17 protein-coding genes are annotated in these 19,923 nt (G+C 62.2%); 9 read left to right on the top strand and 8 right to left on the bottom strand.

Annotated features, from left to right (window positions below):
• Window positions 1-34 precede the first annotated feature (34 nt).
• Window positions 35-508 carry an Lrp/AsnC family transcriptional regulator gene (locus tag NN484_RS06670; protein ID WP_007960832.1) on the bottom strand — a complete coding sequence of 158 codons (474 nt, stop codon included), beginning with the start codon at window positions 506-508 and terminating at the stop codon, window positions 35-37.
• A gap of 144 nt (window positions 509-652) precedes the next feature.
• Here NN484_RS06670 and NN484_RS06675 point away from each other — a divergent pair, with 144 nt between their 5' ends.
• On the top strand, window positions 653-1,282 hold the full coding sequence (locus NN484_RS06675) for a LysE family translocator (protein WP_274658768.1): 630 nt from the start codon (window positions 653-655) through the stop codon (window positions 1,280-1,282).
• Here the strand turns inward: NN484_RS06675 and NN484_RS06680 are convergent.
• Genes NN484_RS06680 through NN484_RS06710 form a run of 7 tightly spaced genes read right to left on the bottom strand, consistent with a single transcriptional unit; the run spans window position 1,279 to window position 10,431 of the window.
• Window positions 1,279-3,411 (bottom strand): tetratricopeptide repeat protein, encoded by a 2,133-nt coding sequence (locus tag NN484_RS06680; RefSeq protein ID WP_274658769.1) that lies wholly within the window; start codon window positions 3,409-3,411, stop codon window positions 1,279-1,281. The two genes, NN484_RS06675 and NN484_RS06680, sit on opposite strands and share 4 nt — an antisense overlap.
• Window positions 3,398-4,585 (bottom strand): DUF3142 domain-containing protein, encoded by a 1,188-nt coding sequence (locus NN484_RS06685; protein ID WP_274658770.1) that lies wholly within the window; start codon window positions 4,583-4,585, stop codon window positions 3,398-3,400. Before NN484_RS06685 ends, NN484_RS06680 begins: the two co-directional genes overlap by 14 nt.
• A 60-nt stretch (window positions 4,586-4,645) precedes the next feature.
• On the bottom strand, window positions 4,646-5,473 hold the full coding sequence (locus NN484_RS06690) for a class I SAM-dependent methyltransferase (RefSeq protein ID WP_127649537.1): 828 nt from the start codon (window positions 5,471-5,473) through the stop codon (window positions 4,646-4,648).
• Window positions 5,467-6,621 (bottom strand): acyltransferase family protein, encoded by a 1,155-nt coding sequence (locus NN484_RS06695; protein WP_274658771.1) that lies wholly within the window; start codon window positions 6,619-6,621, stop codon window positions 5,467-5,469. The genes NN484_RS06690 and NN484_RS06695 overlap by 7 nt, the downstream gene beginning before the upstream one ends.
• Complete coding sequence (locus NN484_RS06700) at window positions 6,618-7,508, bottom strand: class I SAM-dependent methyltransferase (RefSeq protein ID WP_274658772.1); 891 nt, start codon at window positions 7,506-7,508, stop codon at window positions 6,618-6,620. Before NN484_RS06700 ends, NN484_RS06695 begins: the two co-directional genes overlap by 4 nt.
• Window positions 7,505-8,809, bottom strand: a complete 1,305-nt coding sequence (locus NN484_RS06705; protein ID WP_215500468.1) for a glycosyltransferase — start codon at window positions 8,807-8,809, stop codon at window positions 7,505-7,507. The genes NN484_RS06700 and NN484_RS06705 overlap by 4 nt, the downstream gene beginning before the upstream one ends.
• Complete coding sequence (locus tag NN484_RS06710; RefSeq protein WP_274658773.1) at window positions 8,803-10,431, bottom strand: glycosyltransferase; 1,629 nt, start codon at window positions 10,429-10,431, stop codon at window positions 8,803-8,805. The genes NN484_RS06705 and NN484_RS06710 overlap by 7 nt, the downstream gene beginning before the upstream one ends.
• A gap of 428 nt (window positions 10,432-10,859) precedes the next feature.
• On the opposite strand from NN484_RS06710, the gene NN484_RS06715 reads away from it, so the two are divergent.
• Genes NN484_RS06715 through NN484_RS06750 form a run of 8 tightly spaced genes read left to right on the top strand, consistent with a single transcriptional unit; the run spans window position 10,860 to window position 19,865 of the window.
• Window positions 10,860-11,774, top strand: a complete 915-nt coding sequence (locus NN484_RS06715) for a GDP-mannose 4,6-dehydratase (protein ID WP_127649532.1) — start codon at window positions 10,860-10,862, stop codon at window positions 11,772-11,774.
• Window positions 11,771-12,739: a GDP-mannose 4,6-dehydratase gene (gene gmd, locus NN484_RS06720; protein WP_025112595.1), complete on the top strand. Its 969-nt coding sequence runs from the start codon at window positions 11,771-11,773 to the stop codon at window positions 12,737-12,739. Before NN484_RS06715 ends, gmd begins: the two co-directional genes overlap by 4 nt.
• 3 nt (window positions 12,740-12,742) lie before the next feature.
• Entirely contained in the window at window positions 12,743-14,185 is a 1,443-nt protein-coding gene (locus NN484_RS06725) for a mannose-1-phosphate guanylyltransferase/mannose-6-phosphate isomerase (protein ID WP_215500466.1), read from the top strand.
• Window positions 14,185-14,982: an ABC transporter permease gene (locus tag NN484_RS06730; RefSeq protein WP_215500465.1), complete on the top strand. Its 798-nt coding sequence runs from the start codon at window positions 14,185-14,187 to the stop codon at window positions 14,980-14,982. Before NN484_RS06725 ends, NN484_RS06730 begins: the two co-directional genes overlap by 1 nt.
• Window positions 14,982-16,247, top strand: a complete 1,266-nt coding sequence (locus NN484_RS06735; RefSeq protein ID WP_215500464.1) for an ABC transporter ATP-binding protein — start codon at window positions 14,982-14,984, stop codon at window positions 16,245-16,247. Before NN484_RS06730 ends, NN484_RS06735 begins: the two co-directional genes overlap by 1 nt.
• Complete coding sequence (locus NN484_RS06740; protein WP_215500463.1) at window positions 16,244-17,620, top strand: glycosyltransferase family 4 protein; 1,377 nt, start codon at window positions 16,244-16,246, stop codon at window positions 17,618-17,620. Before NN484_RS06735 ends, NN484_RS06740 begins: the two co-directional genes overlap by 4 nt.
• Entirely contained in the window at window positions 17,604-18,734 is a 1,131-nt protein-coding gene (locus tag NN484_RS06745) for a glycosyltransferase family 4 protein (protein WP_215500462.1), read from the top strand. Before NN484_RS06740 ends, NN484_RS06745 begins: the two co-directional genes overlap by 17 nt.
• Window positions 18,735-19,865, top strand: a complete 1,131-nt coding sequence (locus NN484_RS06750) for a glycosyltransferase family 4 protein (protein WP_127649526.1) — start codon at window positions 18,735-18,737, stop codon at window positions 19,863-19,865. It abuts the gene before it with no gap.
• Window positions 19,866-19,923: the final 58 nt, after the last annotated feature.

The following is a 19,923-nucleotide window of genomic DNA, read 5'->3' on the forward strand; positions in this document are numbered from 1 at the left end:
GGAGCCAGCCTGCTGGCGATGAAGGCCACTCGGTCTAAAGCGGTAGATGCCCCAACGGCAGCGCCCCCGGGGTCTTCACCGTGTGAATCGCGAAGTTGCTGCGAATGTCACTCACCCCCGGCAGCTTCAGCAGGCAGCCGCTGAGAAAGCGGTCATACGCGCGCAGGTCCGGCACCACCACCTGCAACAGAAAGTCCGACTCCCCCGACACCAGAAACGCCGAGATCACCTCCGGCAGCGCCGTGACAGCCGCGTAAAAGGCTTCAGCCTGTTCGTCGTTGTGTCGCTCGACCTTGACCCCGACAAACACCGTCAGCCCCAGCCCCACCTCGTCACGATCCAGATTGGCCTGATAGCCGCGAATCACCCCGGCCTCCTCCAGCATCCGTACCCGGCGCAAACAAGGTGACGCCGACAGCCCGATTTCATCTGCCAACTCGACGTTGCTCAGCCGTCCGTTGCGTTGCAGCGCGGCGAGAATCTTGCGATCAAAGGCGTCGAGTTTCATGGTTGGCAGATCCTGATGGTCAAAGCACTAAAAGAAAGCAGGTTATGCCAATCCTGTGTTTTTTTGAAGCCGACTACGCAAGCACCTGCCCCACCCTTCAGCCATAGACTGTGCTCACCAAATCGACCACGAAAGGGCTGCGACATGGCGAGTATCTGGCTGTTTTTTCTGGCATTGGCGGTGGTCTTCCTGTTGCCCGGCCCGGACATGATCCTGTTGCTGCAAACCGGTGCCCGCCAAGGTCGCAGCGCGGCGCTGGCGACCGCCGTGGGGCTGGGGATTGCCCGGGGCTGTCACGTGGCATTGGCGGCGTTGGGCCTGGCCGCGCTGTTCAAGGCAGCGCCGTGGACGTTTGATCTGGTGCGTCTGGCGGGCGCGGCGTATCTGCTGTGGATCGGCATTCAGTGCCTGCGCAGCACATTGTTGCCGAACCTCAATGCAGCCCCTGACGCCGACACCCACGGACAATGGCGCGAAGCGATTCGCCGTGGCTTGCTGACCAATCTGCTCAACCCCAAGGCCTTGCTGTTCTGCTCGGTGCTGTTGCCGCAATTCATCGTCAATGACGGCGCACCGGTGCTGACCCAATTTGCCACCCTCGGCATGTTGCTGGTGGGCGTCGGGCTGCTGTTCGACAGCGCCTACGCCTTGACCGGTGCTGCACTGGGCCGTTGGCTGCAACACAGTCCAACCGCCCAGCGCGTCCAGCAATGGCTGTTCGGCAGCCTGTTGATCGGCTTCGCCGTACGCCTGACGTTTGTCCAGCAGGCCTAGGGCTTGCGTGCCTTGCGACGACGACGGATCAACGCCAACGCGCCAGCACTGAGCAGCACCAGGACGCCGACCACCGGCCACTTGTACGGGCGCAACGTATTGCGCACCGCATCGGTGACCTGAGTCACGTAACGCTTGTCGGCGTTTTCGAAATCCGGGTACGGGCACTGATTGCCGAAGTCCACCGCCCACGGCACGTAAGGGCCTTCGTTGACGTAACGGCGATACAGCGCGCTCTGCTCTTGCAGGCTGCTGTTGAAACCGGCGGCATTGCACAACACCGCCGCAAACGCCTGACTGGTGTGCGGCAAGTTGTCGGCGGCACGGCCAGCCAGCGCGGTGGCGACAAAGCGGTAGTGATAACGCTCATTCGGCTGCGCCTGACTGGCCTTCTGACGCTGGACTTCGTCCTCGGCCACCAGCGGCCCGCCTTTCAGTTCGGTGTTTTCCAGGCTGTAGTTGCCGCCAAATGTGGCGTAATCCGGCGCCATCTCGTAACCGAGGATATCCATGCCCCATTCGCGCGCCGTCCATGCCGCGTTGTACAAGGCGCTGGCACGTTTGGTCGGCCACCAGGCGGCATCGGCCTTCATCCGCTGCTCGCCGTAGAGCCGGGCCTTGTGTTGCAGATCGGGATTGTCGAAATAGCCGACCGCTTCCTCGTAATGCCCTTCGCGCAGCAAACGCCGCCCCAGCAGGTTACGCAGGCTGGCGGCGACCGGCAGCGGCACGTAGTTGTCGCGCTGCTGCTGGGTCAGCGCCGGCGGCGCCGGCACGTTGTCATCGACATACCGCTTGAGCTCATCGACCGTCAGCACGCGCTCGGCCACCGTCGCCGCGTCGAACCAATAGATGCTGTTGCTGCGATACAACTGCACGAACGCTTGCAGGTATTCGCCGCGTTGCAGCGCGAGGATTGCACTCTCACCTTCGACGCGGCATTTGGGCTGCAGGGTTTCGTAGTCCCAGTCCGGGGTGCGTCGGTAGCCCCAGTCCTCGTTCTGCGGGAAGGCCTGCGCGGCTTTGGCATAGGCGGCAGCGGCAGCATTCCTGTCACCGTCACGCACCGCCAGTTTGGCCCGCAGCCACCACGCCAGTCCGCCGTCACCGGCGTTCTCGAGAAAAGCCTTGGCACCGGCGTAATCACCCTGTTGATAACTCAATGCCGCCAGACGATCCGCGTTTTCGAGGCTGCCGCGCGTGCTGTTCTGCAGCAGTTTGACGAGTTTTTTCTCGTTCGGTGGTTCATCGCCGTACGACCAGCCAAGCCGGCTGACCAAGGAAGCCGTCACCAACTGCTGCACCGCTTTGCGCTGCAGCAAATCCGCCAGTTCATTCTCAGGCAGCTCAGCCAGTTCATTCATCAGTTGTTTCAGCGAGGTGTAACCCACGGCCGAGCCGTGCAGGTTCTGCGCTTCATACAGTTCGATGGCGCCATTCCAGTCGCCAGCGGTACGCAGCACCCGCGCCTCTTCGCCGAGGCTGGCCACACCGAGTTCCAGCGGATCGCTCAAGCCATCGATGCTCATCTGCCGGGTCTGACGGAACGCCTCGCGCGCCTGCTCCAGCGCTTCGATGGCATCGCCCGCCTCGGCACTCATGGCAAACCAGGTCCGGCCCAGGGAATACGCCGCCCAAGTGCTGCGCAGCGGACGCTGATCGGCCGGCAGCGCCAGCACCTTGTTGAAATACTCGACGGCCAGTTGATGATCGCCCGTGGCAAACGCTACCGCGCCAGCCACATACAGACGGATTTCCGCCGGCAGACTGGCGCCCTGAGCCTCGACCTGACGTGCATCGGTGAGGCCGCGCAGCTGCTTGACCAATGCTTGTTGCTCGGCGCTCAGACCGACCTGCTCGGCTTTTTCGCGAACCGCAGCAGGCTCGCTCTCGTCACCGTACAGATCGTCGGGGTTGTGTGTCGCCGCGGTGATGTTCTTCAGCCCGGCAATGGTTTTGCCCAGGCGACTGATCTCGAAGTTGAAGTTGCCCTCCGGCAGATCGGCCAGGGTTTGCCCGCGATTGTCGAGCAGACGCATCGGGAAGTCCGGGCCGCAGGCCAGCGCCGAACCCAGCGGCAGGCTGAGGCTCAGGCAGAGCAGATGGCGGGGCCAGTTACGGGTCAACATGCGAACCTCCTTGATCAATAAATGCACAGCGCGCCCAACCGATGGCGCGTTGTCCGCCCGCGGGAAATCGGCCGTCACGCAGGCGGGTGAAGGTAAGCAGATCCGCGCTCTGTTGCAACGAGTAACCGGCGAGCGCATCGGCGCCTTCACAACCGCGCGCCTTCACGCGCAACTGCGCAGGCCAGGCCGCGTCGAGATTGCCCGGGTTGGCGAGGTGGATGTCATAGAGACCGTCGTATTCACTGAAGGTCAGACCGAGCCGGCTGCTCAACGCATCGCCGCGAGCCACGGCGCGCAACGTGGTCAGGCTCCAGGCCCGACGGTCATTGGGCAACGGCAGGCGAAACCAGATCAGCCCTGCCAGGTGCGCCGGCGGGTCTTCGCGCAGGGCCTTGGCGAGCGTGCTCAGTTGCAACGGATCGGCGAGCAGCTCCCGGCGTTGCCCATCGCGCTCGACCGGCACTTCACTCTCCACCACCGGAGCCCCGCCAGCATCCGGCAGCAGCGCCACACCGTAGGCCGGCAGCGCCAGATAGAACGGTTTGCGGCTGACCTTGCCCCAGTCGTCGGCCCAGCGCCGCGCCTGCTCGGGATCGAACAAGCCGCGGCGCGGATCACTGACGGCATGCACCTGCAGCACGCTGCTGTCGACCGTGGCCAGCAACGTCGGCAACTGTGGACTGCCGAGCCATGCTGGCAGCGCGGTGATGCTCAGCGGCAACGACGCGGGCAATGCGGAACGCAGATGCGTGAGGAACTCGATGTAATCCGGCAGGCGCGCGTTGCCGGCATCATGGTCGATCTCGACGCCGCTCAGGGTCAGCCCCTGCGTCTGCCAGTCGACGACAACCTGAAGAATCTGCGCCGTGACCTGCGCCTGATCCAGCCCCTTGAGCTGGCCGTCGAGGCGAATCACCGCAATCAGCGGCCGGCCGTCGTGCTTGAGCAACGGCGCATCGATTCGCGCCCGATGCCAGCCGTCATTGGGAAAGGCCTGCAAGGCCAGCACACGCAGTGTCGAGAAGCTCTCGCGGCTGTCGCGCAGGGCGGCGTCATGGGCCGGGGTCCATTGGCGTTGCCAGATATAAAGTTGTTGATCGAGGGCGGGGGCGTCATGCCGCTCGCAAGCAGCGAGCAGCAGCGCCGCGATCAAAATCGAAAAGCCGAACCGCATGAAATGCCTATTCCCTGCCGATACAAAAATGCAGGGTACACAATTCCCTGTAGGAGTGACTCAGGGCTTGCGGGCAATGATCACCTGACTTTTCGCCACCACCGCATCCAGCGCTTGCTTGATCTGCGCGCCACGGGGCGAGTCGAGTACCGCTTGCCAGGTGTCGGCCCAATGATTGAGCAACGGGTGATCCGGGTTGCTGAAATCGACCTTGGCTTCCCAGAACAGCAGCATCCACATCGACCAGTAAAAACCGTACTGGCTGTGGCTGATGATCTCCAGCCCGGCGTCGCTGACCATCGCCTTGAACTGCGCTTCGCTGATGATGCGAATGTGGTTGGGCTTGCGGAAATACTCCGGCGCTGCAATGTCCTTCTGCAAGTCTTCGGAACTGGGGTGCGGCACGCTCAGCAGGTACAGCGCACCGGACTGGCCGACCCGCACCAGTTCGGCGAGGAACTGTGCCGGGTCGTCGACGTGCTCGATGACTTCGGTGGACACCACCCGGGTAGCGGTGCCGTCGGCAATCGGCAACGGGTTGCAGTCGGTGACGTGGCACTCGACGCTGCGCGCCGGGGTATCGCTCAGGCGTTGGCGGGTGGCCTCGACCTTGGCGCCGTCGATGTCGGCAATGATGATCTTCGCCCCGCGCATGCCGCAGAAATGCACATTACCGCCGTCACCACAGCCGACATCGAGCAGGGTGTCATCGGCGGTCACCGGAAAGCCCTTGAACAGCTCGCCGGTTTCCTGGTTGAACCAGCCGCTGAGCTTGGCGTCGTAGAGGCCGAGCATGTACGGATCGACCTTGTCCGCCACCGGGGCGGCAGGTTGCGCGGGGGCCGGTGCAGGCGTCGCCGCCGTGAGTTTCTTCAATAGGCTCAGCATGAGGTGGCTCCGGGAGATGAAACGGCAGTTCGGGACGTGTCGAGGCGCCGCACCAGGGCAGCCCCACGATTGCGCATCGGCATTTCGATGAAGCGGTAGTTCAGCTCGCTGAGCAGCACGATCAGGCCAAAGGCGATCAGCAAAGTCAGAATCGGGTGCCCGGCCGGGCTCGGCAAACCGGCAGCCTGCAAGCGGAAGATCAGCTCACGCACCAGCAGATAGGCCGGGATGTGAATCAGGTAAATGCCGTAGGAACGGCTGCCGATCCACGCCATCAGCCGTTGCAGATGGCCCGCCGGCAGCAGGTAATCGCGGTTGTACGAGGCAATCCACACCAGCAGCGCACCGAGCACGGCAATCGAGCCGATGCGATAAGGCGCGAAGGTGAAACGGTCGGTGGCCATGTAACTCATCAGCAGCGCCACACCGATCAGCACTGACACGCCGGCCCACGGACGCCGCAGAAACGTCGGCTGCCAGCGCCAGTACGAAGGTTGCGCACTCCACATCGCCAGCAGCACACCCAGCGCCAGTGCGTCGGTGCGCACCACCATCAGCAACGGCGTGCGCAAGGTGAACAGTTGCACCGCAATCAGTGCCAGCAAGGCCCAGACCAGATGCCTGCGGCACACCAGAATCAGCAGCGGGAACAGCAGGTAAAACTGCTCCTCCAGGGCCAGGCTCCAGTAGACGAAACTGCTGCCGTACTCGTAATGAAAGAAGCTGTCGGCAAAGCGGAAATTGGCGTACTGCAACACCCCCGCCAGCGTCGCCTGCAGGTTGGCGGGCAGGCTGCCAAAAGCGCCAGAGCGATTGAGAAACATGCACGCCAGCAGGATCAGCGCCAGCCATAACCAGGCCGAGGGCAACAGGCGAAACACCCGACGCAGCCAGAAATTACGCGTCTGTTGCCAATATTCCTGACGCGTCGTGCAGCCTCGCAGCGCGGGGATCAGGCTGCGGGCGATGACAAAACCGGAGATCGCGAAAAACAGATCGACGCCCCACCACGGTTGCGCCCAGGCGTGGACTTTTTCCAGCAGTGGCACGGTGTCGGTGAACAGGCTGCCCTGCAGGTGATGGAACAGCACGCCGAGGACAGCGATGGCACGCAGCACCTCGATGTCCATGATCCGCTTGGCGCTCACGGCTGACTCCCGGCGCGTGTTTCGCCAGCCAGCGGTTTGCGGGCGATGATCACCTGGCTCTTGGGCATGAAGCGGTCGAGCAGTTGCTTGATGACCAGGCCGTCGGGCTGCGCCAGCAGGTCCTGCCAGGTACGCGCCCAGCTCTCCATCAGCGGCGGGTACGGCGCCTGAATCCGGTCGCGCACCGCGCCACCGAGGTCACGGCCGGCGGCGCGTTCGCTGGCCCAGAAGAAGATCATGCCCATCACCCAGAAGAACCCGCTGGCCTGCCGATGCTCGATCACCAGCCCGGCGTTCTTCACCAGTTCGGCAAAGCGCTGCTCGGTGAAAATCTGCACATGATTGGGTGTCTGGTAATAACTGGCCGGGGCGATGCCCTGCTGCAGGTGCTCGCCCACCGGCGCCGGGACACTCAGCAGATACTGCGCGCCGGGGCGGCCCATGCGCACCAGTTCGGCCATGAACGGCTCCGGCTGATCGATGTGCTCCAGCACTTCCATGCACACCACTTTGCTGGCGCAACCGGCGGCCAGCGGCAATGGCAGGCTGTTGCTGACCAGGCCCAGATTAGGTTTGTTGCTCTGCGCTTCAACCTGCCGCGCCAGATCGCGGACCTTGTCATGTTCGCTGTCGGTGAAAATCACCGACGCGCCCTGCCGCACGGCGAACAACGTCGCTACGCCTTCGCCGCAACCGACGTCGAGCAAGGTGTCGTCAGCCGTGATGGCGAAGCCCTTGAGCAATTCGCCGCTGTCGGGCAAAAACCAGCCGTCGAGGATCGCGTCATGCAGGCCCACGTCCCGTGGCGAGACCTGAGCGAGTGGCTCAGGTGCAGATGCAACAGGCAACGGTGCCGGGCGCAAGCGTGCGAGCAGGCGCCGGATCATGCGCTCGAAACTTCCACGGACAACGGCTCGAGGGCCTGCGCGCGCTGGGCAAAAAATGTCCGCAGACGCTGTTCGGCACTCGCCTGACTGCAGAACCGCTGCAGGTTGTGAACGGCATGTTCGGACATCCGCGCATAGCGTTCGACGTCGTTTTTGGCCACCTCGTAACTGGCGCGATACGCCGCGCACAACGAGTCCCAATCAGTCATGTAGCGCAAGGTGCGGTAGGCTGCCCGTGGATCATGGGGCCAGGCCGTGAGCTCGTCGGTGGAATCGACAATGAACGCATTGTCGCTGTCGACGTAGTCGGCCATCGCCGTGTTCAGCGGCGCAATCGCCGGTTTGCCACAGGACATGAATTCCATCAGCGGCAGGCACTGCCCTTCGCCATAGGAACTGTTGACCACGTAGCTGGTGGCCTGCACCAGCGCTTCGTAATCGGCGTCCGCCAGATAACCGTGGATCAGCACGATCCGGCACTGGTAGGACTGGTTCTTGTACAGGTGATGCAGCATGTCGTTCAGGGCATTGGCGATGTCATGGTGCGTCAGCTTCAGCACCAGGGTGGCATCGGCGACGTCACGGAATGTGGTGCAAAACCCGCTGATCATGTCCTGCCAGTTCTTGCGCCCGTCGTACGGGTTGAACACTGAGGTGTAAACCACGCCGTCCAGCTGCAACTGGCAGTCCTGCGCCGGCCCGGCAAACGACAGCGGCGTGCCTTCGCACAATCCCGGTGGACCGTAGGCGCGCAGATCTACAGTACGGCTGTCGAGCAACAGGCCGCGCAGCTTCAACTGCACGGCTTCGACCACTGGCTGCTTGCGCAACTGCGCGCCACGGGCGGCGAAGCGATCCCACACCGGTGCAGGAATCGCGCAGATCGGGTAGTCCGCGCCCATCACGTCACGGACGGCATCGACCGTGAAACTCGAATGGGTAATCGCCATGCCACAGGCGTTCAAGACCACACGCCAGTCGTGACGCGGTTCGCCGTGCCAGCTCTCGGTGGGGATGGTGCTGAACTCCCAGGCAAATACCGGGATGGTCGGGCAGGCGTAATGAATCGGCGTGCGATGCGGCGGCGAGAACGACAGGAACACGCACGCTTCGCCGCGACTCAGGCAATCGAAGTACAGCCGATCGACCAGTTCGTCCGGGTTGCTCACCTCAATGACTTGCCCCAGGCGCTCGAGCACGGGGCGGAATTCCTTGAGCACAAAGTAGTAGCTGTACTCGGGACGTCCGAGGTTCTGCTGGATGTTGCTCTTGTTGGTTTCCGAATGAATGATGATCAGCATGATGCAGTCCCCGCCTCGGCGATCAGCTGTGGGCTTGCACTCGGCGTCAGCTGAAGAAATTGCGCCAGACGCTGCTGCACCGGGGCAAAACTGCAGTACTCGCGCATGCGTTCATTGGCGGCCAGGGCCATGACCTGATAGGCCACCGGGTCGTTTTTGGCCATGGCGTAACTGTTTTCGTAGGCCGTTTTCAACGAGCCCCAGTCCGGGCGATGGCGCAGGGTGCGATAGAGAATCCGCACGTCGTCCGGCCAGATCGTCGGCTCGCGGCTGGACTTGACGATGAAGCCGACGCGTTCATCGATGTAGTCGTGCATCGCCGTGTGGTCCGGTGCAATCACCGGACGGGCACAGGACATGAACTCCATCAGCGGCAGGCACAAGCCTTCGCAACGGGACGCGTTGACGTAAAAGCTGGCCGCACCGTAAAGCCTGGCAAACTCCTCATCCTGCAAGTAACCGTGCATGACCACCACCCGGCAGGCGAATGGCGAGAGCTGCGACAACAAGGTAATCAGATGCACGTAATAGGTCGTCAGATCGTTCTGCGTCATCTTCAACACCAGCGTGGCATCTTCGACGTCGCGCATGGCCCAACAGAATGCCGTGATCAGGTGATGCCAGTTCTTGCGCCCGTCTTCGGGGTTGAACACGCTCACATACACCACACCGCTGACCTCGGTCTGCACCGTGGCGGTGGTGTCCGGCAGGCTGGCCTGCGGATGCTCGACCACCGCGGGCGCTTCGCTGTTGCCAGCGTCCGGCGGCAAGACTGCGGGAGCAGGTGCGCGCAAGCGGAACAAGTGACGGCGCAGGGCGATCGGCAGCAAATCGCGCACGGCTTCGCGATACCACAACAGCAGATTGTGCTTGAGCAGAAACAGCAGTCGGTGTTCGTTGGGGGCCGCAGCCGCCCGCCAGCCTTCGCGCAAGTAATGCCTGGTGATGAACGCACGCCGGCGCAGGGTCAGCTCCGGTGGTGGAGGGGCAGGTTCGGACGGCGCAGCGACCTCGACCGGCTCGCAGGCCTCCACTGCCTGCTCGTTGGGCGTGGGTGCAATCAATCCATCGGCAGACAACCCGAGGGTGCGGCTGTCGATGATGCAGCCCTTGATCTGCAACAACGCGCCCGGGTTCACCGGTGCAGCAGGGTATTGCTGGCGCACGCCGGCGAAGCCTTCCCACAACGGGGTCGGCAACACCAGCACGGGGAAATCTTCGCCCAGGGCCCGGCGAATGGCTTGTGCCGTGTGCCTGGACAAGGTGATCGCACGACCATGGCGGGCCAGGATCCGGCTCCAGTCGTGACGGGAGTCATCATCGCGAGGGTCGACCGGAATCGAGTCGTACTCCCAGGCGATCACGCAAACCACGGGGCATTGCAGGTCAGTCGGGGTTTTATGCGGTGGAGCAAACGAAACGAAGAGGCAGTCCTGACCGGCCAGTTGCAGTTGCCGGTACAACGGGTCGACTTCGGCCGCCGACGAGACGACGTGCACTTGCCCAAGGCTTTCCAGCACGGGACGGTAGGCCTTGAGCACGAAGTAATAGCTGTATTCCGGACGCCCCAGACTCTGGCTGATGGAGCGGTCGTTGACGTCCGAGTAAAGAATGAAATTCATGGCATCCCACGGTGAAACCACCATCCCGGCAGTTTCACGCTATGACGGCCAGGCGCTGGATCGAGTCGGGATCACCGCTGCTCGTCCTTCGTCATGGAGCTCGTCTTCGTTCTTGTTTTAGTGGCTGGTTTCACCCTGTTGCGCAACAACCCCGGCGACCCCGGGGAGATGGCGACGAGGGCCATTCTAAACACATCCTTCGTGAATCCGGGAACCGCCCGACGAGAATAAATCGGGCTACGCTGACGAGAACTGACCGGTCACGGTTTGCGCTGTTGAAATTGCTGCGCAATTGGCACAGATTGGTAACAAACAACTACAACAATGACTTCGCCTGTCTCCATGTCGGTCTTTTTCATCCGGCCTGACAGACTTCTCCTCAAAGCCTGTGGGAAAGTGGCGAAAGTTTAAGACCAAGGGGTCGCTGTTTGAAAAAGCGTCTGTTCGTCACGGGCCTGAGTGGATTCGTGGGACAACATCTCCAGTCGCGTCTGGCACAGCCTGATTCGACATGGGAACTGCTGCCCGCCGCCACCCCCTACGATCTCACGGCACCGCAAAGCCTCGCCGACCTGTGGCCGCAATTGCCCGACGCGGTGATTCACCTGGCCGGCCAGACCTTCGTTCCCGAAGCCTTCCGCGACCCGGCCCGCACCCTCGAAATCAATCTGCTCGGTACCCTCAATCTGTTGCAGGCGCTCAAGGCGCGCGGATTTCAGGGGACCTTCCTGTATGTCAGCTCCGGCGACGTCTATGGTCAAGTTGCCGAAAGCGCCCTGCCCATCACCGAACTCCAACCGCCCTGCCCGCGCAATCCGTATGCGGTGAGCAAACTGTCAGCGGAGTTTCTCAGCCTGCAATGGGGCCTGAGCGAAGGCTGGCCGGTGCTGGTGGCGCGGCCGTTCAACCACATCGGCAGCGGGCAGAAAGACAACTTTGTCATCGCCAGTGCTGCGCGCCAGATCAACCGCATCAAACAAGGTCTGCAAGCCCCGCAACTGGAGGTCGGCGACATCGACGTCACGCGGGACTTTCTCGATGTCGGCGATGTGATCTCGGCTTATTTCGCACTGCTGGAAAAAGGCACCCCGGGGCAGGTCTACAACATCTGCTCGGGCCGCGAGCAAAGTATCCGTAGTTTGATCGAGCAGATGGGCGTCCTCGCCGAGGTCGACCTGCAACTCGTCCAGGATCCGGCGCGCATGCGCCGTGCCGATCAGCGTCGCGTTTGCGGCAGTCACGCCAGGCTGGCCCGGACCACGGGGTGGACGCCTGAAATCACAACACAACAATCCCTGCGGGCGATCCTGTCCGACTGGGAGCAGCGAGTACGACAAGAATGAAAAGTGCACTGATCACAGGGATCACCGGCCAGGACGGCGCTTATCTGGCCAGACTGCTGCTCGACAAAGGCTACAAGGTTCACGGTCTGGTCGCACGGCGCAGCAGCGATTCGCGCTGGCGCCTGCGTGAGATGGGCGTCGAAGCCGACATCGTCTACCTGGACGGTGACATGGCCGATGCCTGCTCGGTGCAGCGCGCAGTCATCCAGTCGGCACCGGACGAGGTCTACAACCTGGCCGCGCAAAGTTTTGTCGCCGCGTCCTGGAATCAACCGGTGACCACCGGCATCGTCGATGGCCTGGGCGTGACCCACCTGCTCGAAGCGATCCGTCAGTTCAGTCCGCACACCCGTTTCTATCAGGCCTCCACCAGCGAAATGTTCGGTCTGATCCAGGCCGAGCAACAGGACGAGAACACCCCGTTCTATCCACGCAGCCCCTACGGCGTGGCCAAACTTTACGGCCACTGGATCACCGTCAATTACCGCGAGAGTTTCGACCTGCACGCCAGCAGCGGCATCCTGTTCAACCACGAATCGCCACTGCGCGGCATTGAATTCGTCACCCGCAAGGTCACCGACGCCGCTGCCCGTATCAAGCAGGGCAAGCAACAGGAACTGGCCTTGGGCAACATCGACGCCAAACGCGACTGGGGTTTTGCCGGTGACTACGTCGAGGCCATGTGGCTGATGCTGCAACAGGACAAGCCTGACGATTTCGTGGTCGCCACCGGCGTCACCACCACCGTGCGCGAAATGTGCCGCATCGCCTTCGATCACGTCGGCCTGAACTACCGCGACTACGTGAAAATCGATCCGGCGTTCTTCCGCCCGGCCGAAGTTGAAGTGCTGCTCGGCAACCCGGCCAAGGCGCAGCGTGTGCTGGGCTGGAAACCGAAAACCGACCTGGACACCCTGATCCGCATGATGATGGATGCGGACATGAAACGCGTCGCCAAGGAGTAGGTCATGCTCATTCCCGTGATTCTGTCCGGCGGTGCCGGTACGCGTTTGTGGCCGGTGTCCCGCGAAGGCCATCCCAAGCCGTTCATGGCCCTGCCCGACGGCCAGTCATTGCTGGGCAAGACCTATCAGCGTGCCGCTGCATTGCTGGACGGTTGGGGCGACATCGTCACGGTGACCAACCGCGAGTACTACTTCCAGAGCAAGGATCACTATTGCGCTGCTCACGTATCGCGCCATCGCGGGCACTTCCTGCTGGAGCCGACCGGACGCAACACCGCCCCGGCGATTGCCGCCGCCGCCCTGTCGCTGCAGGCATTGCACGGTGACGACGCCATCATGGTGGTGATGCCGGCCGACCATTTGATCGTCAATCAGGAAGCACTCAAGAGCGCCGTCGAACACGCCGTCAATCTGGCGAAGGACGGTTATCTGGTGACCTTCGGCGTGGTGCCGACCGCGCCGGAAACCGGCTTCGGCTACATCGAGACCGGTGCACCACTGGATGCCAAAGGCGCGGCCAAAGTGCAGCGCTTCGTAGAGAAACCCGATCTGCAGACCGCCACGCATTACCTGGAAAGCGGCAACTTCCTGTGGAACTCGGGCATGTTCTGCTTCACCACTGCCACCCTGATCAACGAGCTGCAACTGCACGCGCCAGAGCTGCTGGAACAGACCCGCGCCTGCATGGCTGCCAGCGCCCCGGTGGAAACTGTCGGCTGCCTGCAACAGGAACTGTCATCGGACCTGTTCGCTGAAATCACCGACATTTCCATCGATTACGCGTTGATGGAACGCTCGGAAAAAGTCGTGGTGGTGCCCGCCGGTTTCGACTGGAGCGACATCGGTTCATGGGGCGCCGTGGCAGCGCTGGTACCGGCCGATGCCGACAACAATCGCGCCAGCGGCGAAGCGATCTTTATCGACAGTCACAACAATTTCGTGCAGAGCGAAGGCCGGCTGGTGGCCGCTGTCGGCGTGGATAACCTGATTATCGTCGACACCGCCGACGCGGTGCTGGTGGCCCATGCCGACCGGGCCCAGGATGTACGACGCGTGGCCAAGCAACTCAAGGACAAATCTCACGAAGCCTATCGCCTGCACCGTACGGTCAGCCGCCCGTGGGGCACCTACACCGTGCTCGAGGAAGGCCCGCGCTTCAAGATCAAGCGCATCGTGGTCAAGCCCGGCGGCAAGCTGTCGCTGCAAATGCACCATCACCGCAACGAACACTGGGTGGTGGTCGAAGGCATGGCCAAGGTCACCAACAACGGCACCGGTACCCATCTGGTGGCCAAGAACGAATCGACGTTCATTGCCGCCGGGCACCGGCATCGCCTGGAAAACCCCGGCGTGATCGACCTGGTGATCATCGAGGTACAAAGCGGCGAATACCTGGGTGAAGATGACATCGTGCGCTTCGAAGACCAATACGGCAGGACGGTTTGATGCTGCTTTCCCTGTACCGCTCGCTGCGCAGCTACCGCGGATTCATCCTCGGCAGCGTCAAACGCGAGTTTCAGGCGCGTTATCGCAATTCGCTGTTCGGCGCGTTGTGGACCGTGCTCAATCCGTTATCGATGATCGTTGTGTACACGGTGATCTTTTCCCAGATCATGCGCGCGCGCCTGCCGGGTGTGGATGACGGCCTGGCCTACAGCGTGTACCTGTGCGCCGGCCTGCTGACCTGGGGGCTGTTTGCGGAAATCACCTCGCGCAGCCAGAGCATGTTTCTGGAAAACGCCAACCTGCTGAAGAAGATCAGCTTCCCGCGCATTTGCCTGCCGGTGATTGCGCTGCTCAACGCCGGGATCAACTTCGCGATCATCCTGGCGCTGTTCTTCGGCTTTCTGCTGATCAGTGGACGCCTGCCCGGCATGGCCTTGCTGGCGCTGATTCCACTGCTGATCGTGCAAGTGATCTTCGCCGCCGGGCTGGGGATGATCCTCGGCATTCTCAACGTATTCTTCCGTGATGTCGGGCAGATGTTCGGCATCTGCCTGCAGTTCTGGTTCTGGCTGACGCCAATCGTATATCCGCTGTCGATCCTGCCGCCGGGCATCCAGCATCTGATCAGCCTCAACCCGATGACGGCGCTGATGACCAGCTACCAGAACGTGTTCCTCTACAACCAGTGGCCGAACTGGCCGTCGCTGATGCCGTTGCTGATTATCGGCCTGCTGTTCTGCGCCATGGCCCTGCGCCTGTTCCGACAACGTGTCGGCGAAATGGTGGATGAACTCTGATGGGACATATACGCGTCAGTGGCCTGGGCAAGGCCTACAAGCAATACCCCAATCGCTGGAGCCGGTTGTTCGAGTGGCTGGTGCCGTTTTCGGGCACCCGGCACCACTTGCACTGGGTCCTGCAGGACATCGATTTCGAGATCCAGCCCGGCGAAGCCGTCGGCATTGTTGGGGTCAACGGCGCGGGCAAAAGCACCCTGCTGAAGATGATCACCGGCACCACGCAACCAAGCTGCGGGCAGATACAACTGCAAGGCCGCGTCGCCGCCCTGTTGGAACTGGGCATGGGTTTTCACCCGGACTTCACTGGCCGCCAGAACGCATTCATGGCCGGCCAGTTGCTGGGCATGCAGGTCGAAGAGATCGAAGCGCTGATGCCGCAAATCGAAAGCTTTGCCGAAATCGGCGAAGCCATCGATCACCCGGTGCGCACCTACTCCAGCGGCATGCAAATGCGCCTGGCCTTCAGCGTCGCCACCGCGCGCCGTCCGGACATCCTGATCGTCGATGAAGCGCTGTCGGTGGGCGATGCCTACTTCCAGCACAAAAGTTTTGAACGCATCCGCAACTTCCGCAAGGCCGGCACCACCCTGCTGATCGTGTCCCATGACCGCTCGGCGATTCAGTCGATCTGCGACACCGCGATCCTGCTGGAGAACGGGCGTCTGGCCATGCGCGGCAAACCCGAAGAAGTCATGGACTACTACAACGCCATGCTCGCCCAGCGCGAAGGCCAGATCGTGCGTCAGGAAATGCTCGCCAATGGTCAGGTGCAAACCATTTCCGGCACCGGTGAGGCCGGGATTGTCAGCGTGCGCCTGCTCGACGCTCAGGGCCGCAGCCTGGAGGTCGCGGAAGTCGGCCAGCCGGTGGTGCTGGAAGTGCAAACCGAGGTACGCGAGGACATCGAGCGGCTGGTGCTGGGCTTTCTGATCAAGGATCGCCTCGGCCAGGCGATCTACGGCATCAATACCCACCGTCAGGATCAGGCGATTACCGACCTGAGTGCCGGTGAACAGGTGACCTTCCGCTTCACCTTCGACATGCGCCTGGGCAAGGGCAGCTATTCGGTGGCGCTGAGCCTGTCGCGCCTGGACTCGCACCTGGACCGCAACTTCGAATGGCGCGATTACGGTCTGGTTTTCCACGTCATCAACAATCGTCAGGAAGACTTCGTCGGCTGCTCATGGCTGCAAGCCCGGACCGACATCAGCCGTTCCCGTGAACGCACAGAGCAATTGCCTGACAAGGAGATCTCGCGATGACACGACTGTTGGTGGAGTGCACGTACGTCTTCGAACACCCGTCCGCCAACTCGGGCATTCAACGGGTGGTGCGCAACGTCATTCAACAGTTGCCCGACGCCAGCGCCGAGCGCGAATGCATCCCTGTGGTGATGCTCGACGGTGCCCTGTATCAGGTGAAAAGCCTGGCCCCGATAAAAACGCCGAAAATCAATCTGACCAGCCTGCGGGTGAAACTGGAACAGTGGGCCAACGGCTTCTGGCTGCGCCATCGCGCCCTGGAACGACGCCGCCCTTTCAGCCGGTCGCATTTCGCCCGACGGGTGTTGTACGTGCTCTGCCGGCTCACGGCGTTTGCCTGTTTCAGCCTGCCGATGCGCGTGCTCGCGCGCCTGCTCAAGGGCAAGCCCGTGCCCGAGCGCTGCGTGCCCTTGCAACATCAGGCCGGTGATCAACTGGTGTTGCTCGACTCATCCTGGCACGCCAATTTTTTCCCTTTGGCCGAACAGCTCAAACGCGATGGCGTGGGCATCGTTTCGGTCATCTACGACCTGATTCCGCTGACCCATCCGCAGTTTTGCGATGCAGGCCTGGTCAAGGTGTTCAACGACTGGTTTGACTGGATCGCGCGCACGGCTGACGGCTATGTCGCGATCTCGACCACCATTCGCGATCAGGTGCGCCAGGAGATGTTGCGCCGGATCGGCACACAACAGGTCCAGCAGCGCTGGTTCGACTATTTCCATCTGGGTTCCGAACTGGACCTGAGCGACGCCGCCTCTGAAATCGATCGCAGCCTGCTGAACATGTTCAAGTCCCCGGAACCGGTGTTCCTGATGGTCAGCACCATCGAACCGCGCAAGAACCACGCCTACCTGCTCGATGCCTTCGAACGGGCCTGGGCGGCCGGTTCCACGGCGCGGTTGTGCATTGCCGGGAAAATCGGCTGGAAGTGCGAGGCGCTGATCGAGCGGATCCGCCAGCATCCGCAACTGAACCGTCGCCTGTTCATGTTCAACACGTTGTCGGACAAAAGCCTTGAGCACGCCTATTCCCATGCCACCGCGCTGGTGTTCCCGTCGTACGTCGAAGGATTCGGCCTGCCCTTGGTGGAAGCCATGCAACGCGGACTCCCGGCGATGGCCAGCGACATTCCGGTATTCCGCGAAATCGGCGGCGATTACATGGCGTATTTCGATCTGGACAACCCGCAGAGCCTCACCGACCTGGTGATCGAAATGGAGCGCTCGGGGGTGTTTCCGGCACCCATGGGCCTGGACCAGTGGCGCTGGCTGAGCTGGCGTGAAGCGAGCGCGCAACTGGTCCAGCGTATCGAGCGCAACCTGAACCATTCCCTGCCCGCGCCCGAGAGCCAGCATGCGCATTGCTCTTAACGCGCGGATTCTTCAGGCGCCACGCACCGGCATCGGCCATTACGTCGCCGAACTGGTCCGCGCCTTGCGCAGTACCACCGATGTCGAGGTGGCGTTATTTCATGGCTGGGGCTGGAGCTCGGCCCTGCCGGATGCGGCCATGCCCGGCTACTCGCGGCTGACGCCGCTGCTACGGCAGATCCCCGGGGCCTATCAGGCGCGACGCTGGCTGGAGCAGAAACGCTTCGATCAGGGCCGTACGCAAGACCTCGACCTGTATCACGAACCGAGCCTGTGGCCGCTGGCCTTCGACGGTCCGACCGTGATCACTCTGCACGACCTGACTCATCTGCATTTCCCTGACACCCAACCCGCAGCGCGCCTCAAGGAAATCGAACGGCGCCTGGCCGCTGGTGTGCAACAGGCGCAGCGAATCATCACCGACTCACAGGCGATTGCCGATGAGGCTCAAGCCTATTTCGGCCTGCCGGCCGAGCGCTTTGTGGTTGCGCCACTGGGTGTAGCCGAGCGCTTCCACCCACGAGAACCGCAGGCCATCGAGGCGGTACTCAAGGCGCATGCCGTTGCCGCGCGCGAATATTTCCTGTGTGTCGGCACCCTGGAGCCGCGCAAGAACCTGAGCCTGGCCCTGCGTGCCCATGCCCTGCTGCCGGAGGCCGTGCGTCAGCGCTTTCCGCTGCTGATCGTCGGCATGGCGGGCTGGCAACAGACCCAGTTCAGCGACGAACTGCGCCAGGCGCTGGCGTCGGGGCACGTTTGCCTGCTCGGCTATCTGCCCGATGAACAGGTGGCGCAACTGCTGGCCGGCGCCCGGGCACTGGTGTTTCCATCGCGGTACGAAGGCTTCGGTCTGCCGGTACTGGAAGCCATGGCCAGCGGCACCCCGGTGATCCTGACCCGGTCTTCAGCCATGCCGGAAGTCGCCGGCGCGGCCGGCAACTATATTGAACCTGACGATGCACACGGCCTGCGCGATGCGCTGAATCGCCTGATCGACGATCAAGCGCATTGGCAGGTCTGCCGAGAAGCCGGATTGCACCGGACGCGGCTATTTTCCTGGGAACGTTGCGCACAGGCCACCGCCGGTGCCTACCGCCAGGCCATGGGAGGCTGAATGCGAGTGCTTCATTTCTTCAAAACCTACTTGCCCGACTCGGTCGGCGGTATCGAACAGGTGATCTTTCAGCTGTGCGAGAGCGGCGCGCATCACGGCATCGACGGCCAGGTCCTGACCCTCAGCGCCGACCCGACGCCGCCCGTGGTGCAACTGGGCCAGCACGAAGTACACCGTGCCAGACTCGACATTCAGTTCGCCTCCACCGGGTTCTCCTGGAGTGTGTTCAAACAGTTTCGCGAACTGGCCGCCGAAGCCGATGTGGTCAACTACCACTTCCCGTGGCCATTCATGGACCTGGTGCATTTCGCCAGTGGCATGAACAAACCGAGCGTGGTGACCTACCACTCGGACATCATTCGCCAGAAGCATCTGCTCAAACTCTACCGGCCGCTGATGAACCGCTTCCTCGCCAGCGCCGATCGGATTGTCGCGGCCTCGCCGAACTACCTGCACACCAGCGACGTGTTGCAGCAGTTCCAGGACAAGACCCGGGTGATTCCATACGGTTTGAACAAGGCCGGTTATCCACAGGCCGACAGTGAACGCATGAACCGCTGGCGCCAGCAGCTTGGGGATAAGTTTTTCCTGTTTGTGGGAGTCATGCGTTACTACAAGGGCCTGCACATCCTGCTCGACGCCTTGAAGGACGTGGACTATCCGGTGGTGATCGTCGGTGCCGGGCCGCTGGAACTGGAACTGCACGCCCAGGCTGCTGCGTTGGGTCTGCGCAACATCCACTTCCTCGGACGCCTGGGCGATGAAGACAAGGTCGCCCTGCTGCAACTGAGCTACGCCATCGTGTTCCCCTCGCACCTGCGTTCCGAAGCGTTCGGTATCTCGCTGCTCGAAGGCGCCATGTACGGCAAGCCGATGATCTCCAGCGAAATCGGCACCGGCACCAGCTACATCAATATCCACAACGAAACCGGCCTGGTGGTGCCACCGAGCAATCCACAGGCGTTTCGCGAGGCGATGCGCACCTTGTGGGAAAACCCGGAGCGTACCGCCGCCATGGGAGTGAAGGCCGAAGCGCGTTACCGGCAGTTGTTCACTGCCGATGAAATGGGCCGCAAGTGGAACGAGTTGTATCAGGAGTTACTGCAAGAGAAAGACCTGTCCTACGCCTGACCTGAGACACGACATCAATCTTCTGTAGGCGCTGCCGAAGGCGGCGATCTTTTGATTT

It is taken from the genome of Pseudomonas serboccidentalis, from assembly GCF_028830055.1.
Classification (GTDB): domain Bacteria; phylum Pseudomonadota; class Gammaproteobacteria; order Pseudomonadales; family Pseudomonadaceae; genus Aquipseudomonas; species Aquipseudomonas serboccidentalis.

Bases quoted from the DNA above. Each gene is read 5' to 3' on its own strand.
- NN484_RS06710 (WP_274658773.1), bottom strand. From the start codon at position 10,431: ATGAATTTCATTCTTTACTCGGACGTCAACGACCGCTCCATCAGCCAG.
- NN484_RS06705 (WP_215500468.1), bottom strand. From the start codon at position 8,809: ATGCTGATCATCATTCATTCGGAAACCAACAAGAGCAACATCCAGCAG.
- NN484_RS06735 (WP_215500464.1), top strand. From the start codon at position 14,982: ATGGGACATATACGCGTCAGTGGCCTGGGCAAGGCCTACAAGCAATAC.
- NN484_RS06725 (WP_215500466.1), top strand. From the start codon at position 12,743: ATGCTCATTCCCGTGATTCTGTCCGGCGGTGCCGGTACGCGTTTGTGG.
- NN484_RS06750 (WP_127649526.1), top strand. From the start codon at position 18,735: ATGCGAGTGCTTCATTTCTTCAAAACCTACTTGCCCGACTCGGTCGGC.
- NN484_RS06690 (WP_127649537.1), bottom strand. From the start codon at position 5,473: ATGCTGAGCCTATTGAAGAAACTCACGGCGGCGACGCCTGCACCGGCC.
- NN484_RS06675 (WP_274658768.1), top strand. From the start codon at position 653: ATGGCGAGTATCTGGCTGTTTTTTCTGGCATTGGCGGTGGTCTTCCTG.
- NN484_RS06745 (WP_215500462.1), top strand. From the start codon at position 17,604: ATGCGCATTGCTCTTAACGCGCGGATTCTTCAGGCGCCACGCACCGGC.
- NN484_RS06680 (WP_274658769.1), bottom strand. From the start codon at position 3,411: ATGTTGACCCGTAACTGGCCCCGCCATCTGCTCTGCCTGAGCCTCAGC.
- NN484_RS06730 (WP_215500465.1), top strand. From the start codon at position 14,185: ATGCTGCTTTCCCTGTACCGCTCGCTGCGCAGCTACCGCGGATTCATC.
- NN484_RS06740 (WP_215500463.1), top strand. From the start codon at position 16,244: ATGACACGACTGTTGGTGGAGTGCACGTACGTCTTCGAACACCCGTCC.
- NN484_RS06685 (WP_274658770.1), bottom strand. From the start codon at position 4,585: ATGCGGTTCGGCTTTTCGATTTTGATCGCGGCGCTGCTGCTCGCTGCT.
- NN484_RS06700 (WP_274658772.1), bottom strand. From the start codon at position 7,508: ATGATCCGGCGCCTGCTCGCACGCTTGCGCCCGGCACCGTTGCCTGTT.
- gmd (WP_025112595.1), top strand. From the start codon at position 11,771: ATGAAAAGTGCACTGATCACAGGGATCACCGGCCAGGACGGCGCTTAT.
- NN484_RS06670 (WP_007960832.1), bottom strand. From the start codon at position 508: ATGAAACTCGACGCCTTTGATCGCAAGATTCTCGCCGCGCTGCAACGC.